The sequence below is a fragment of the Pseudomonas sp. G11-1 genome (genome assembly GCF_024031555.1).
Lineage (GTDB): Bacteria > Pseudomonadota > Gammaproteobacteria > Pseudomonadales > Pseudomonadaceae > Halopseudomonas > Halopseudomonas bauzanensis.
This window is the reverse complement of the sequence record NZ_QEYQ01000002.1, coordinates 436,681-450,406: the sequence shown is the minus strand read 5'-3', so window position 1 is coordinate 450,406 and position 13,726 is coordinate 436,681. Positions and strand designations below refer to the sequence as shown.

Below are 13,726 nucleotides of genomic sequence, written 5' to 3'. Positions count from 1 at the left end.
GCGAGAATGCAGCCGTGAGCCAATATTTCCAAATCCACCCCGACAATCCGCAGGCGCGTCTGATTCGCCAGGCCGTGGAAATCGTGCGTGACGGTGGGGTTATTGCCTATCCGACTGATTCTGCCTATGCCCTGGGCTGCCACCTGGGCGACAAGAACGCGCTGGAACGTATCCGCCGTCTGCGCCAGTTGGATGACAAGCACAATTTCACCCTGGTCTGCCGCGACCTGTCGGAGCTGGGCACCTATGCCAAGGTGGATAACGCCACCTTCCGGTTGTTGAAGAACAACACCCCTGGCCCCTACACCTTCATCCTGCACGCTACTACCGAAGTACCGCGGCGCCTGCTGCATCCCAAGCGGCGCACCATCGGTCTGCGCATTCCTGACCATCAGTTGACCCTGGCGCTGCTCGAAGCCCTGGGCGAGCCCTTGATGAGCGTGACTCTGCAACTGCCGGGCGAGAGTCTGCCGCTGACTGATGCCGAGGATATCCGCGAGCGTCTGGACAAGCAGGTCGATCTGATTATCGACGGCGGCGCCTGTACTATCGAGCCCACCACCGTGGTGGCCTTGCTCAACGGGGAAACCGAAGTGCGCCGCATTGGCCGAGGCGACCCCGAACCCTTCGGCGTCAGCCGTGAATGATTGGTCAACCGGCGCCCCATGCAGGCGCCGGGGCCGAAGAGTATGATAAGCAGCACAATGCCAACACCATGTATCACCAGACAATCAGGAGTTTCCCTTGAGTTCCGTTGAATCCCAGCGCCGGGTCGTGTCCGGCATGCGCCCCACCGGGCGCCTGCATCTAGGTCATTATCATGGCGTGCTCAAGAACTGGGTAAAGCTGCAGCATGAGTACGAGTGCTTTTTCTTCGCTGCCGACTGGCACGCGCTGACCACGCTGTACGAAACCCCGCAGGATATCGAACAGAACGTCTGGGACATGATGATCGACTGGCTGGCGGCGGGCGTCAGTGGTACGTCCGCGACCATGTTCATCCAGTCTCAGGTACCGGAACATGCCGAGCTGAACCTGCTGCTGTCCATGTCCACGCCGCTGAGCTGGCTGGAGCGGGTGCCGACCTACAAGGATCAACAGGAAAGGCTGCGTGATCTGGACCTGGCTACCTACGGTTTCCTGGGCTATCCGTTGCTGATGAGTGCGGACATCCTCGTTTATCGTGCCGGCCTGGTGCCAGTTGGTGCTGACCAACTGTCCCATGTGGAAATCACCCGGGAACTGGCGCGGCGCTTCAATCATCTGTACGGCAAGGAGGCTGGCTTCGAGGACAAGGCGCGGGCTGCCGTGTCGAAGATGGGCAAGAAAGCGGCCAAGCTGTACAACAACCTGCGCACCGCCTATCAGGAGCAGGGTGACAGCGAGGCGCTGGATACCGCACGGGCGCTGTTGCAGGAACAGCAGAACATCACCCTCGGTGACAAGGAGCGCCTGTTCGGCTACCTCGAAGGTGGCGGCAAGGTGATTCTGCCCGAACCCCAGGCGCTGTTGACGCCGGCCTCGAAGATGCCTGGTCTCGACGGGCAGAAGATGTCCAAGTCCTATGGCAACACCATTACCCTGCGCGATACCACCGACGAGGTCAGCGAGAAGATCCGCCGCATGCCTACCGATCCGGCGCGGGTACGGCGTACCGATCCGGGCGATCCAGACAAGTGCCCGGTCTATCAGTTGCACCTGGTATACACCGACCAGGCGACCCATGACTGGGTCAACCAGGGTTGCCGCAGCGCTGGGATCGGTTGTCTGGACTGCAAGAAGCCGGTGATCGATGCGATCTGCACCGAGCTGGCGCCCATGCAGCAGCGGGCCGTGGAGTATGAAGAGAATCCGGACGCAGTACGCCTGATCCTCAGCGAAGGAGCCGAGCGTGCCCGCGACGCGGCTCGCGACACTCTGGTTGAAGTGCGCCAGGCCATCGGCCTGAACTACCGTCGCGGCTGATGAGCGCCCGGGAACCTGCACAACTGGCCGCTGCACCCATTGCGGTGAGCGGCGAGCCGATTGCAGAGCTGCCGGGCCCGATTCAGCATGAGCTGCCGCTGGCCGTCATCAACGGCCAGCCACTCACCGAGCTGCCCCAGGATCTGTACATCCCCCCCGAGGCGCTCGAAGTTTTTCTTGATGCGTTCGAAGGGCCGCTGGATCTGCTGTTGTACCTGATCCGCCGCCAGAACCTCGACATCCTCGATATTCCCGTTGCCGAAATTACCCGCCAGTACATGGGTTATGTCGAGCTGATGAAGACGGTGCGACTGGAGCTGGCGGCCGAATACCTGGTGATGGCCGCGATGCTGGCCGAGATCAAGTCGCGCATGCTGTTGCCGCGTCAGGAAGAGGATCACGATGTTGACTTTGACGACGATCCTCGCGCTGAGCTGATTCGTCGGTTGCAGGAATATGAGCGGTTCCGCCAGGCGGCGGAGGATCTCGACGCGCTGCCGCGGGTCGGGCGGGATATCGCCCTGGCGGCTGCCGCACCGCCGCCATTGGAAACGCGCAAGGCCCATCCGGATATCAGCATGGAAGAGCTGTTGTTGTCGCTCAGCGAGGTCCTGCGCCGCGCCGACATGTTCGAAAGTCATCAGATCAGTCGCGAGACGCTGTCGACCCGCGAGCGCATGGCTGATGTGCTGGATCGCCTGCGGGGCGGCCAGTTCGTACCTTTCATCAGTCTCTACCAGCCGAGCGAGGGCAAGCTGGGCGTGGTGGTGACCTTCATGGCGGTGTTGGAACTGGTCAAGGAGCAATTGGTCGACCTGGTGCAGAGCGAGCCCTTTTCGCCCATTCACGTCAAGGCAAGGAACGATGACTCAACCACCGCTTGAACGGATTCTGGAGGCGGCGCTACAGGCTGCCGGCAAGCCGCTATCGCTGGAGCGAATGCGCGAGCTTTTCGACGAGCACACAGCACCTTCGTTGGAGGAGTTGCGCCAGGCGCTGGCCCAATTGGCCAAGGATCTGGCGGAGCGCTCGGTGGAGTTGCGCGAGGTGGCCAGCGGCTGGCGTTTGCAGGTGCGCGATGGATACGCGCCCTGGGTCTCGCGCCTGTGGGAAGAGCGGCCCCAGCGCTACTCCCGGGCGCTGCTGGAAACCCTGTCGCTGATCGCCTACCGACAACCCATCACCCGCGGCGAGATCGAGGACGTGCGTGGGGTGGCCGTCAGCAGTCAGATCATCCGTACACTGCTCGAGCGCGAGTGGGTGCGGGTGGTGGGGCATCGCGAGGTGCCAGGCCGCCCGGCGATGTACGCTACCACGCGGCAATTCCTTGATTATTTCAACCTGCGCAACCTGGCGGAGCTACCGCCGCTGGCCGACCTGCGGGAAAGCACGGAAGAGTCGGTATCGCCATTGGTCGGCATGTCGGATACCGGTGACAGCACGCCGGGCTGGGACCCTGTAGTTCCATTGGTGGCGGACGGCAGCGTCGGTACGGGTGATTTCGGTGCGTTGCTGGCGGAGCTGGAGGCAATGGAAACCGATCTGAAAACGGACTTCGATGACCTGCTGCCGCCAGTCGAGAATGACAGCGAGCCCGACCCCGCTGGCTGAGCCGGCAGGTCGATGCTATTCTGCGCGACCGGATTCCCCGGAAATTGTCCCCATCACACCGGGAGGTGCCACGCATGACTGACCAACCTATCAATCCAGAAACCGAAGAAACACCGGTTTCCGGAGAAAAACTCCAGAAAGTACTGGCCCGTATGGGCCTTGGCTCGCGTCGCGAGATCGAAGGCTGGATCGGCGCCGGCCGCGTCACCGTCAACGGCGAGCCTGCGCAACTTGGTTGCCGGGTCGACAGCCTGGACCAGATCATGGTCGATGGCCGTCCCCTCAAGCGTGACCTCAACACCGAGGTGGTACGCCGCGTACTGATCTACAACAAGCCCGAAGGCGAAGTCTGCACCCGCGATGACCCGGAAGGGCGGCCGACGGTATTTGAACAGCTGCCACGCCTGAAGCAGGGGCGCTGGATCAATATCGGGCGACTGGACATCAATACCTCCGGCCTGCTGCTGTTCACCACTGACGGCGAGCTGGCCAACCGGCTGATGCATCCATCCTCGCAGATGGACCGTGAATATGCGGTGCGGGTGATGGGCGAAGTCGACGAAGCCATGGTCGAGCGGCTACTGACCGGCGTCATGCTGGATGACGGTCCCGCCAAGTTCACCGATGTGGTCAGCTCTGGCGGCGAAGGTATCAACCGCTGGTTCCACGTCTGCCTGATGGAAGGCCGCAACCGGGAAGTCAGACGGCTGTGGGAATCCCAGGGCGTTCGGGTCAATCGCCTCAAGCGGGTCCGCTTCGGGCCGGTCTTCCTCGGTCCGGAACTGCCGGTCGGTCGCTGGCGCGAAATGAAGCAGAACGAACTCGATGTGCTCAGTGAAGAGGTTGGCCTGAAGCCAGTGCGCCTGCCGGAGTCCACTGTCGCCGAGAAGGAAAAGCAGAAGCGCCAGGCCCGCAAACCCTCCATGCACCAGGCGCGTGTCGTGCGTCAGAACAAGTTCAAGGGCAGCGATCGTACGCGCAAGTAACGCGACTAACTCTCCTCGTCCGGCGGTACAAACCCCGCCGGCGTCTTGCCTTGTAGATGCCAGGCGAAAGCGATGATCTCGGCGATGGTGCGGTACAGCGCTTCAGGGATCTGGTCACCCAGTTCCATGCGCGTCAGCATGCTTGCCAGGTCGGCGTTTTCATAGATCGGCACTTCATGGTCCATGGCCAATTCAATGATCCGTTCGGCCAGTTCGCCCTCACCCTTGGCGGTGACGGTGGGAGCCTGTTCGCCGCCCTCGTAGAGCAGCGCAATGGCTTCGCGATGTTCGCTCATCAGGTTACCTCGTCGATCCAGCGTTGTTGCACCGCTTGCTGTGGTGCTGGTGGGCTGCCCCGGTGGGCGCTGAGTTCACCGACTTCCAATCCGCGGGTCAGCAGACGGTCGCGCAGTCGGCCCATCTCGGCGTTGATACGCTGCAGGGTATCGCTCTGTTCGGCCCAGAATTCGCTGCTGACGCGGCCCTTGTACAGTCGGGCGATGCTCTGCATGGGACCGAGGCTTTCCAGATTGAAGGCCAGGCGTATTTCCCATTGGGGCGTTTGCTCGGTCTGGCGACTGTCCGGCGCCGATTGATCGCGCTGAATGCGCATCTGCACCTGGGTGAACTGCTGACCTTCACGCAACGGAATCTCCAGCTGCCAGACAGTCTGGGTACTGCCGTCGGTGAAGGTCTGGGTCTGACCGAGGCCCTGGAACTGATGGTGCTGAATGCGTGCCAGCAGGGCGGCGGTCAAGCGCAGCAGGCTGCCGAGATCGGGCGCATCGCTGAGGGTCTGCAGCGCTCGCGAGGGCAGTGGAAACAGGCCCGGTCTGGCTGTTAACGCGGCGGCCTGCCACGGGCCGGGGGGCAGGGCAGTGAATTTGCTGGTATCCGGCGGAAATTGATGTTGCAGAGTGACCAGCAGGTTGAGCAGGCTGGCTTTGAAATCCGCGCCGGGTAAAGGTTCGGCGCCGGGCGGTGTGGCCAGACTGGAGAGCAGGGGCAGCAGCCGTGCCAGGGGTGGCAACAGGTTTTGCTGCATCGACTCGGTGGGCGATTGGTTGGCGGTTGATGCGCTACCGGTCTGCAGTGTCTGACTCAACTGGGCGAGCCCGGCTTCCAGGAATATACCGCTCTGACGCACCGCCTGGGCGACCCCGGCGGGGGTGCTCAAATATTCAGGGGTGGTGACATGGGTCAGCACCTGGCGCATGCCGGCCTGTAACAGCGGTGGCAGGTCCGGTAGCGCCGCCAGTTTATCCAGCATACGCAACAGGGGTTCGGCGGACGCCTGGGTTTGCAAGGTGGTACGCATGCCTTGCAGCAGGTCGAGCTGGCGAACCTGCTCGGTGACGGAGGTGACGCGCAGCTCGCCCTGGCTGCCCACCTGGGCTGTCAGCAGGCTGCCGGGTGTGGCGGCGCGGCTGCTGTCCAGGCTCAGGACCGCGCCGGCTGCCGGCCCCTGCAGAATCTTCGCCAGGATGGCGAAGCGGGCCTGCTCGCTGGCCGCGGGTAATGCCTGGCTGTTGATGATGCGCGCCTGCACCAGGCTGCCCTGGGGAAACAGCTGCGGGTCCAGTTTGGTCAGTGGTGTCTGGCCAGCGCCCTGTGTGGCCAGGCTGTCGAGCACTGCCAGCAGGCGGGTGGGGCTGACCGCCTGCACCGTCAGGCCGGTGCCCGCTTCCAGTGGTTGGCGGCTGAGCACGCTTACATCGGTCGGCGGCAGGCCCGCCTTGGCCAGGCGCAGCAGCACTTCGAACGGGCCGGATCGGGGCTGGCTGGCGACCACCTCGGCTTGGGCACTTTCGCCTGGTGCCAAGGTCGCTGCGGCAATCGGACGCAGCAACTCCAGAGCCACCGCCGAGGCCGTCGTGGTGGGGGCTAGAGCCCCGGTTCCAGGGCGGTTGGCGGTGATGGGCGGCAGGTTCAGATCCGGCGTCATGTGTGTCACATATTGATGTAAATCAGGCACCTCAGGGTAGGGGCGCTATGTATAATGGCGCCAGTCACCAAGGTGCCTGTCGCCTATGCAGTATAGCGGCAGCGCACAGGTAAACATGAGTGAACGATATTCTCTTCCCGATGGTTTGGAGTAAAAGTGAAGCCACTGCCTGTTGAGTTGGACAGCCTGGCCTGTGAGCGGGATCAGCGTGAGCTGTTTGCTTCGCTGTCGCTGCGACTCGAACCCGGGGAGATACTACAGGTGGCCGGCCCCAACGGGTCCGGCAAGACCAGTCTACTGCGCATTATGGCCGGGCTGCTGCCGGCGTCGGCGGGCGATATCCATTATGGCGGTCGGTCGGTCTTTCATGGTGCCGGTCAGGAAGACTGGCGTCGCCATCGGCTGTTCATCGGGCACGCTCCGGCGGTCAAGGGCGCGCTGACTGCCGAGGAAAATCTGAGCTGGCTCTGTGCTCTGAGCGAGCCGGTAGCGGTCGAGGCTATCTGGCAGGCGCTGGAGCAGGTTGGCCTGCGGGGCTTCGAGGATATTCCCTGCCATAACCTGTCCGCCGGACAGCATCGCCGTGTGGCGCTGGCGCGGCTGTATCTTGAGCGGCATCCCGTGTGGATTCTGGATGAGCCTTTCACGGCCATCGACAAGGCCGGCGTAGCTGCGTTGGAAAAGCATATTGTGAAGCACGCGGCCTTGGGTGGAATGGTGATCATGACCACTCACCACGGTCTGGAGCACCTGCCAGGTGTGCGTCAACTGGATATGGGGCAGCTCAACTGATGCGCAGGGTCGTGTGGTTGTTGTTCTGCCGCGAGTGGCGGTTGGCCTGGCGGCGTCCGGGCGATCTGCTCAATCCGCTGGTGTTCTTCGCCCTGGTCGTGAGTCTGTTTCCGCTGGCCGTCGGGCCGGAGCCCAGCATGCTGCGCAGCATGGCACCCGGGGTTATCTGGGTCGCGGCGTTGCTGGCCACGCTGCTGTCGCTCGATGGCCTGTTTCGCAGCGATTACGACGACGGCTCGCTGGAACAATGGGTATTGTCACCGCACCCGCTGGCCCTCATGGTGCTGGTCAAGGTGCTGCACCACTGGTTGCTTTCCGGCCTGGCGATGGTGCTGTTGGCGCCGCTGTTCGGGTTGATGCTGGCCCTGCCGCTATCATCCCTGCCAGTGCTGGTGCTGACGCTGTTGTTGGGCACGCCGGTACTGAGCCTGTTGGGCGCCGTTGGTGCGGCGTTGACGGTGGGCCTCAAGAGCGGTGGCGTGCTGCTGGCATTGCTGATCCTGCCGCTCTATATCCCGGTATTGATTCTCGGAACCGGGGCGATGGATGCGGCATTGCAGGGCATGCCGGTGACCGGTTATGCATTGTGGCTCGGCTGTCTGGCGATGCTGGCGCTGAGTCTGGCCCCCATCGCCATTGCCGCCGGATTGCGTATTGGAGTGAGTGAATGAACTGGAGTTTCTTCCACAAACTGGGTTCGCCCAAATGGTTTCATGACATCAGTGGCCGCTGGCTGCCCTGGTTTGCCGTGGCCGGTGTGCTGTTGCTGTCGGTCGGCAGCGTCTGGGGGCTGTTCTTTGCCCCGGAGGACTACCAGCAGGGCAACAGCTTCCGGATCATCTACATTCATGTGCCGGCGGCTTTCGTCGCCCAGTCCTGCTACATGATGCTGGCGGTGGCGGGGATAGTCAGTCTGGTTTGGCGTATGAAGCTGGCGGACGTGGCGCTCAAGTGCGCTGCGCCCATCGGCGCCTGGATGACCTTCGTCGCGCTGCTGACCGGCGCCATCTGGGGCAAGCCGACCTGGGGCACCTACTGGGTCTGGGACGCGCGACTGACGTCCATGCTCATCCTGCTGTTCCTTTATTTCGGCATCATTGCGCTGGGGCAGGCGATCAGCAATCGTGAAACCTCGGCCAAGGCTACCGCTGTGCTGGCGATCGTCGGCGTAGTGAATATTCCCATCATCAAATACTCGGTGGATTGGTGGAATACCTTGCACCAGCCGGCCACTTTCAAGATCACCGAGAAGCCGGCCATGCCGGTGGAGATGTGGTTGCCGCTGCTGCTGATGGTGCTGGGCTTCTATGCCTTGTTCACCGTCAGCCTGTTGATGCGGATGCGGCTCGAGGTGTTGCGTCGTGAGCACAAGACGCGCTGGGTGCGCGAGGTGCTGGAGAAATCATCATGAACAATCTGGCAGACATGCTGGCGATGGACGGGCACGGTGTTTATGTCTGGTCGTCCTATGCCATAACTCTGGTCGTATTGGCGTTGAACGTGGTGCAGCCCTGGCTGGCCCGTCGTCGTCTGGTCAATGAAGAGGCGCGTCGCCGCCGTCGGGAGGTTAAATAATGCATCCGCAGCGCAAGAAACGCCTGTTGCTGATCCTGTTGGTCGTGGTTGGAGTCTGTGTCGCGGTGGCCCTGGCGCTGGGCGCGTTGAAGCAGAACATCAACCTGTTCTATACCCCCACGGAGATTGCCACTGGAACGGCGCCACTGGATGCCCGCATCCGTGCCGGCGGCATGGTGGTGAACGGCAGCGTGAAACGCGCGCCCGACAGCCTGCAAGTAACATTCGACGTGAGTGACGGTGCCGAGCAGGTAACCATCGCCTACAGCGGCATCCTGCCTGACCTGTTCCGCGAGGGGCAAGGCATCGTCGCCATGGGGCGTCTGAATGAGGACCGCGTGCTGATGGCCGATGAAGTGTTGGCCAAGCACGATGAAGAATACATGCCGCCGGAAGTGGCCGAGGCCCTGAAAAGGGTCGAACACATGAAAGTGGACGGCTATACGCCGTCCGTCAACTGATTCGGAGGCTGCATGATTCCCGAACTTGGCCAGATTGCCCTGATTATCGCCCTGGTACTGGCGGTGTTGCAGGCCACCATTCCTCTGTATGGCGCCTGGCGCGGCGATACCCTGGCGATGGGCTTTGCCCAGCCGGCGGCCCTGGCCCAGTGCCTGTTCGTACTGTTCGCCTTCGTTTGTCTGGTATACGCATTTGTCAGCAATGACTTCAGCGTGACCTACGTGGCACTCAACTCCAACTCCGCGCTGCCCTGGTATTACCGGGTCAGTGCCGTGTGGGGCGGTCACGAAGGCTCGCTGTTGCTGTGGGCCTTGATTCTGGCGGCCTGGACCTTCGCCGTGGCGGTCTTTTCCCGCGACCTGCCGGAAGAAATGCTCGCCCGGGTGCTCGCGGTCATGGGCATGATCAGTATCGGCTTCCTGCTATTCATGTTGATGACATCCAACCCCTTCGATCGCCAGTTGCCGTTCTTTCCCGCCGATGGCAACGACCTGAACCCGCTGTTGCAGGACTTTGGCCTGATTGTGCACCCGCCGATGCTGTACATGGGTTATGTCGGTTTCTCGGTGGCTTTTGCCTTCGCCATTGCTGCGCTGTTGGGTGGACGCCTGGATGCGGCCTGGGCGCGCTGGTCGCGGCCCTGGACCATCGTCGCCTGGGCCTTCCTCGGACTGGGTATCGTGCTGGGCTCCTGGTGGGCCTATTACGAGCTGGGCTGGGGCGGCTGGTGGTTCTGGGACCCGGTGGAAAATGCTTCCTTCATGCCCTGGCTGGTCGGTACCGCGCTGATTCACTCGCTGGCGGTGACCGAAAAGCGCGGTGTGTTCAAGAGTTGGACCGTGTTGCTGGCCATCGCCGCCTTCTCCCTCAGTCTGCTGGGCACCTTCCTGGTTCGCTCGGGCGTGCTGACCTCGGTTCATGCCTTCGCCACTGACCCGGAGCGGGGCGTCTTCATTCTCGGCTTCCTGTTGATCGTGGTCGGCGGTTCGCTGGCGCTTTACGCCCTGCGTGCCCCGGTGGTCAAGAGCCAGATTGGCTTCGCCCTGTGGTCCCGGGAAACCCTCTTGCTGGTCAATAACGTCATCCTGGTGGTGGCGACCCTGATGGTGCTGTTGGGTACGTTGTACCCCATGGCCCTGGATGCGCTGACCGGCACCATGGTTTCGGTGGGGCCGCCGTACTTCAATGCGCTGTTCGTACCGCTGATGGCCGCGCTCATGTTGGCAATGGGCGTCGGTGTGCTGAGCCGCTGGAAAGACACGCCGGTGAAATGGCTGGTTGGTCAACTGAAGTGGGTGCTGGTGCTGTCGGCTATCGCCGCGGTCGGCTTGGCGGTGTGGATTGGCGATCATCACGTGGCGGTGGCCAGCATGCTGTTTCTGGTGCTCTGGGTGGCGGGTGCCAGCCTGCGTGACATTCTCGACAAGTCGCGAAACAAGGGGCTGGTCCGCGGCGTACGCGCCTTGACCCGCAGTTACTGGGGCATGACCCTGGCCCACCTGGGCATCGCTGTCTGCGCCGTGGGCGTGGTAGGGGCCAGTCTGTTCGACAGTCAGCGCGACCTGCGCATGGCGCCGGGCGACGCGCTGGAACTGGGCGGTTACCGCTTCGTGTTCCAGGGCGCGGACCACCGCGAAGGACCGAACTGGATCTCTGATGAGGGCATTATCGAGGTATACCGCAACGAGCGCCGTATCACTACGCTGACGCCGGAGAAACGCCTCTACACCGTGCAGAACATGCCGATGACCGAGGCCGGCATTCATCCGGGCTTCACCCGCGACCTGTTCGTTGCCATGGGTGAGCCGCTGGCGAATGGTGCCTGGGCGATTCGCGTGCACATCAAGCCGTTCGTGCGCTGGATCTGGGGCGGCGGTCTGTTGATGACCATCGGTGGCCTGCTGGCGGCCAGTGACAAACGCTATCGCCTGAAGGTGCGCCAGCGTCGCACCGTGCCCCAGACGGCAACACGGGAGGCTGTCTGATGCGCAGACCCTGGATGCTGATTCCGTTGGTATTGTTCATCCTGCTGTTGGTGCTGTTTCTCAAGGCGCTGAACGACAAGAAGACCCAGCAGGATTTGGCTATCGATCCCAGCACCTTGCCGTCAGCGCTGATCGACAAGCCGTTCCCTGACTTTTCCCTGCCATCGGTGGAAGAGGGTGGACCGTTGCTCACTCAGGCGGACCTGCTGGGTCAGCCGGCGCTGGTCAACGTCTGGGGCACCTGGTGTGTCGCCTGCCGGGTCGAGCACCCGGTGCTGAACCGGCTGGCGGACCAGGGCGTGATCATCCATGGGGTGAACTACAAGGACAACACCGAGGACGCCCGGCAATGGTTAAAGGAATTTCATGACCCCTACCAGTTGAACATCAGCGATGCTGACGGGCGACTGGGCCTGGACCTGGGTGTTTACGGTGCGCCGGAAACCTTCCTGATCGATGCCGAAGGTGTCATTCGCTACAAGTTTGTCGGCGTGGTCGACGAGCGTGTATGGGAAACGCAGCTGGGCCCGCGTTACCAGGCCCTGGTCGATGAAGGAGGTGCGCCATGATCCGCTGGTTGGGTTTCCTGCTGGCTTTGAGTCTGGCACCGCTGACATTGGCGGCCATCGATACCTACGAGTTCGAGACCGAAGCGCAGCGTGAGCAGTTCTACAAGGTTAGTTCAGAACTGCGCTGCCCCAAATGTCAGAACCAGAATATCGCCGACTCCGATGCGCCAATCGCGATGGACCTGCGCCGGGAGGTGTACCGCATGGTCACCGAGGGCAAGGGCGATGAGCAGATCGTCGATTTCATGGTCAGCCGCTACGGCGACTTCGTGCGTTACAAGCCCGCATTGACGCCGGCCACCCTGGTGCTCTGGTTCGCGCCGGCCGTGTTGCTGCTGGGTGGCTTCCTGTTCCTGGTGGTCCTGTTGCGTCGTCGTCAGCGCGCGCTGCGTGATAGCGAAACGCAACATTTGAATCAGGATGAACAACGACGCCTGCAATCCCTGCTGGAAAGAGAAGAAGACAGCTGATGACTGATTTCTGGTTGTATAGTGCGCTGCTGATCCTGGCAGGCATGCTCGTAATAGTCTGGCCGATGTGGAAACTGCGTAGCCGCAGCAAGGCCGACCGCACCGCCCTCAACGTGGCGCTGTATGAAGAACGCGTGGCCGAACTGGCTAACCAGCTGGCGGCCGGCGAGGTGAGCGCAGAGCAGCATGACTCGGCGCTGGAGGAAGCGGGTAAGTTGCTGCTGGAAGATACCGCTCGGGCGGAGGACCAGCGGCAGCCATTACACCGTGGCCGCGCCTGGCCGCTGCTGTTGTCCGCTGGCGCCCTGCCGCTGGTAGTGATTGCCCTGTACCTGAGCTGGGGCAACCCGGCGGGTGTGCAGCTGGCGCGGGAAATGGCGAATAACCCGGTCCCCGAAGACCTTGATGGCTATATCGACCGCATGGAGCGTATCACCGAGATCCAGCCGGAGAATGGAGAGGCCTGGTACATGCTCGGCCGCGCCTATCTGTCTGATCAGCGACCGCAGGAGTCGGCAGATGCCTTTTCCGCCAGCCTGCAGCGCCTTGGCGAGCGGCCGGAAGTGCTGGCTCAACTGGCCCAGGCGCGCTTCTTCGCCAATGGCAACAAGCTCGACACCGACTCCGTGGCTGCACTGGATCGGGCCTTGGAGCTGAATCCCCATGAGCCGACGGCATTGGGGCTGCTGGGGATCGCGGCTTTCGAGTCCGGCGAATATGCCGGTGCAATCAATTACTGGGAGCGCTTGCTCGCCGGTATGCCGCCGGGCAGCGAGGGTGCTCGGGCAATCCAGGGCGGCATCGAGCGGGCGCGCCAACGCATTCAGGAAGCCGGCGCAACAGCAAATGGAGTGGAGGCGCCAGCGGCGCAGCAACTGCAGATCAGCGTGCGGGTGGAATTGGCTGATGAGCTGGCCGCCGAGTTCGGTGATGACGCGGTGGTCTTCGTCTCCGCCCGCGACCCACAGGGTCCGCCCATGCCGTTGCTCGCCCAGCGTCTGGGCAAGGGCGAGCTGCCTACCGAGGTGGTACTGGATGCCAGCGATGCGCTGATGCCCGGTGTGCAGCTGCAGCAGGGGCAAGCCTTGCAGTTGAGTGCACGCATCTCGACTTCCAGTGATGTCATGCAGGCCAGCCATGCGGCCGAAGCTATCGACATCACCGTCAGCGAAGAGCTGGAACAGCCCACCGTACTGCGAATCGACCGCGCCCTCTGATCTATCCCTCCTCGTGGGTTGGCCTGACGGCCAGCCCGCAGCCTCTTCGCGGCCAAGGCCGCTCCCGCACAAACGATAAGTACCGCGAGATCGCGCTCCCATAGCCTATGGTGGATGTGTAGAAGAAGGCTTGCCCGCGTACTGGGTGG

Annotated in this window: 15 protein-coding genes and 1 pseudogene; 14 read left to right on the top strand and 2 right to left on the bottom strand. The window is 62.6% G+C overall.

Going from position 1 to position 13,726, the window contains the following annotated elements; genetic code table 11:
• The first annotated feature begins 14 nt into the window (after positions 1-14).
• From DHB74_RS08150 to rluB, 5 genes and pseudogenes are all read left to right on the top strand, one after another.
• Positions 15-647 (top strand): L-threonylcarbamoyladenylate synthase, encoded by a 633-nt coding sequence (locus DHB74_RS08150; RefSeq protein ID WP_036990495.1) that lies wholly within the window; start codon positions 15-17, stop codon positions 645-647.
• A 97-nt stretch (positions 648-744) separates the two neighbouring features.
• Entirely contained in the window at positions 745-1,965 is a 1,221-nt protein-coding gene (locus tag DHB74_RS08145; protein WP_074780533.1) for a tryptophan--tRNA ligase, read from the top strand.
• Positions 1,965-2,849 (top strand): segregation and condensation protein A, encoded by an 885-nt coding sequence (locus tag DHB74_RS08140; RefSeq protein WP_136869333.1) that lies wholly within the window; start codon positions 1,965-1,967, stop codon positions 2,847-2,849. The genes DHB74_RS08145 and DHB74_RS08140 overlap by 1 nt, the downstream gene beginning before the upstream one ends.
• Entirely contained in the window at positions 2,830-3,576 is a 747-nt protein-coding gene (gene scpB, locus DHB74_RS08135; RefSeq protein WP_036990494.1) for an SMC-Scp complex subunit ScpB, read from the top strand. The genes DHB74_RS08140 and scpB overlap by 20 nt, the downstream gene beginning before the upstream one ends.
• A gap of 74 nt (positions 3,577-3,650) precedes the next feature.
• Positions 3,651-4,493, top strand: a pseudogene (gene rluB / locus DHB74_RS08130) (23S rRNA pseudouridine(2605) synthase RluB); the annotation flags it as partial.
• A gap of 74 nt (positions 4,494-4,567) precedes the next feature.
• Here rluB and DHB74_RS08125 read toward each other — a convergent pair.
• Together DHB74_RS08125 and fliK are read right to left on the bottom strand one after the other, a co-directional pair.
• Complete coding sequence (locus DHB74_RS08125; RefSeq protein ID WP_499161195.1) at positions 4,568-4,858, bottom strand: EscU/YscU/HrcU family type III secretion system export apparatus switch protein; 291 nt, start codon at positions 4,856-4,858, stop codon at positions 4,568-4,570.
• Positions 4,858-6,507, bottom strand: a complete 1,650-nt coding sequence (gene fliK, locus DHB74_RS08120) for a flagellar hook-length control protein FliK (RefSeq protein ID WP_136869336.1) — start codon at positions 6,505-6,507, stop codon at positions 4,858-4,860. Before fliK ends, DHB74_RS08125 begins: the two co-directional genes overlap by 1 nt.
• Before the next feature lie 156 nt (positions 6,508-6,663).
• Here fliK and ccmA point away from each other — a divergent pair, with 156 nt between their 5' ends.
• From ccmA to ccmI, 9 genes are read left to right on the top strand one after another with little or no spacing between them, the layout of a single operon-like run.
• Positions 6,664-7,299, top strand: a complete 636-nt coding sequence (ccmA, locus tag DHB74_RS08115) for a cytochrome c biogenesis heme-transporting ATPase CcmA (protein ID WP_136869337.1) — start codon at positions 6,664-6,666, stop codon at positions 7,297-7,299.
• Positions 7,299-7,970 carry a heme exporter protein CcmB gene (ccmB, locus tag DHB74_RS08110; RefSeq protein WP_036990489.1) on the top strand — a complete coding sequence of 224 codons (672 nt, stop codon included), beginning with the start codon at positions 7,299-7,301 and terminating at the stop codon, positions 7,968-7,970. The genes ccmA and ccmB overlap by 1 nt, the downstream gene beginning before the upstream one ends.
• Positions 7,967-8,710, top strand: a complete 744-nt coding sequence (locus DHB74_RS08105) for a heme ABC transporter permease (protein ID WP_036990488.1) — start codon at positions 7,967-7,969, stop codon at positions 8,708-8,710. The genes ccmB and DHB74_RS08105 overlap by 4 nt, the downstream gene beginning before the upstream one ends.
• On the top strand, positions 8,707-8,874 hold the full coding sequence (gene ccmD, locus DHB74_RS08100; protein ID WP_074780545.1) for a heme exporter protein CcmD: 168 nt from the start codon (positions 8,707-8,709) through the stop codon (positions 8,872-8,874). The genes DHB74_RS08105 and ccmD overlap by 4 nt, the downstream gene beginning before the upstream one ends.
• Positions 8,874-9,335, top strand: a complete 462-nt coding sequence (gene ccmE, locus DHB74_RS08095) for a cytochrome c maturation protein CcmE (protein WP_036990486.1) — start codon at positions 8,874-8,876, stop codon at positions 9,333-9,335. The genes ccmD and ccmE overlap by 1 nt, the downstream gene beginning before the upstream one ends.
• 12 nt (positions 9,336-9,347) lie before the next feature.
• A complete protein-coding gene (locus tag DHB74_RS08090; protein ID WP_499161194.1) occupies positions 9,348-11,321 on the top strand; it encodes a heme lyase CcmF/NrfE family subunit in 1,974 nt (657 codons plus the stop codon).
• Positions 11,321-11,890 (top strand): DsbE family thiol:disulfide interchange protein, encoded by a 570-nt coding sequence (locus tag DHB74_RS08085; protein ID WP_036990485.1) that lies wholly within the window; start codon positions 11,321-11,323, stop codon positions 11,888-11,890. The genes DHB74_RS08090 and DHB74_RS08085 overlap by 1 nt, the downstream gene beginning before the upstream one ends.
• Entirely contained in the window at positions 11,887-12,360 is a 474-nt protein-coding gene (locus DHB74_RS08080; RefSeq protein ID WP_036990484.1) for a cytochrome c-type biogenesis protein, read from the top strand. Before DHB74_RS08085 ends, DHB74_RS08080 begins: the two co-directional genes overlap by 4 nt.
• Complete coding sequence (gene ccmI / locus DHB74_RS08075) at positions 12,360-13,577, top strand: c-type cytochrome biogenesis protein CcmI (protein ID WP_499161193.1); 1,218 nt, start codon at positions 12,360-12,362, stop codon at positions 13,575-13,577. The genes DHB74_RS08080 and ccmI overlap by 1 nt, the downstream gene beginning before the upstream one ends.
• Positions 13,578-13,726: the final 149 nt, after the last annotated feature.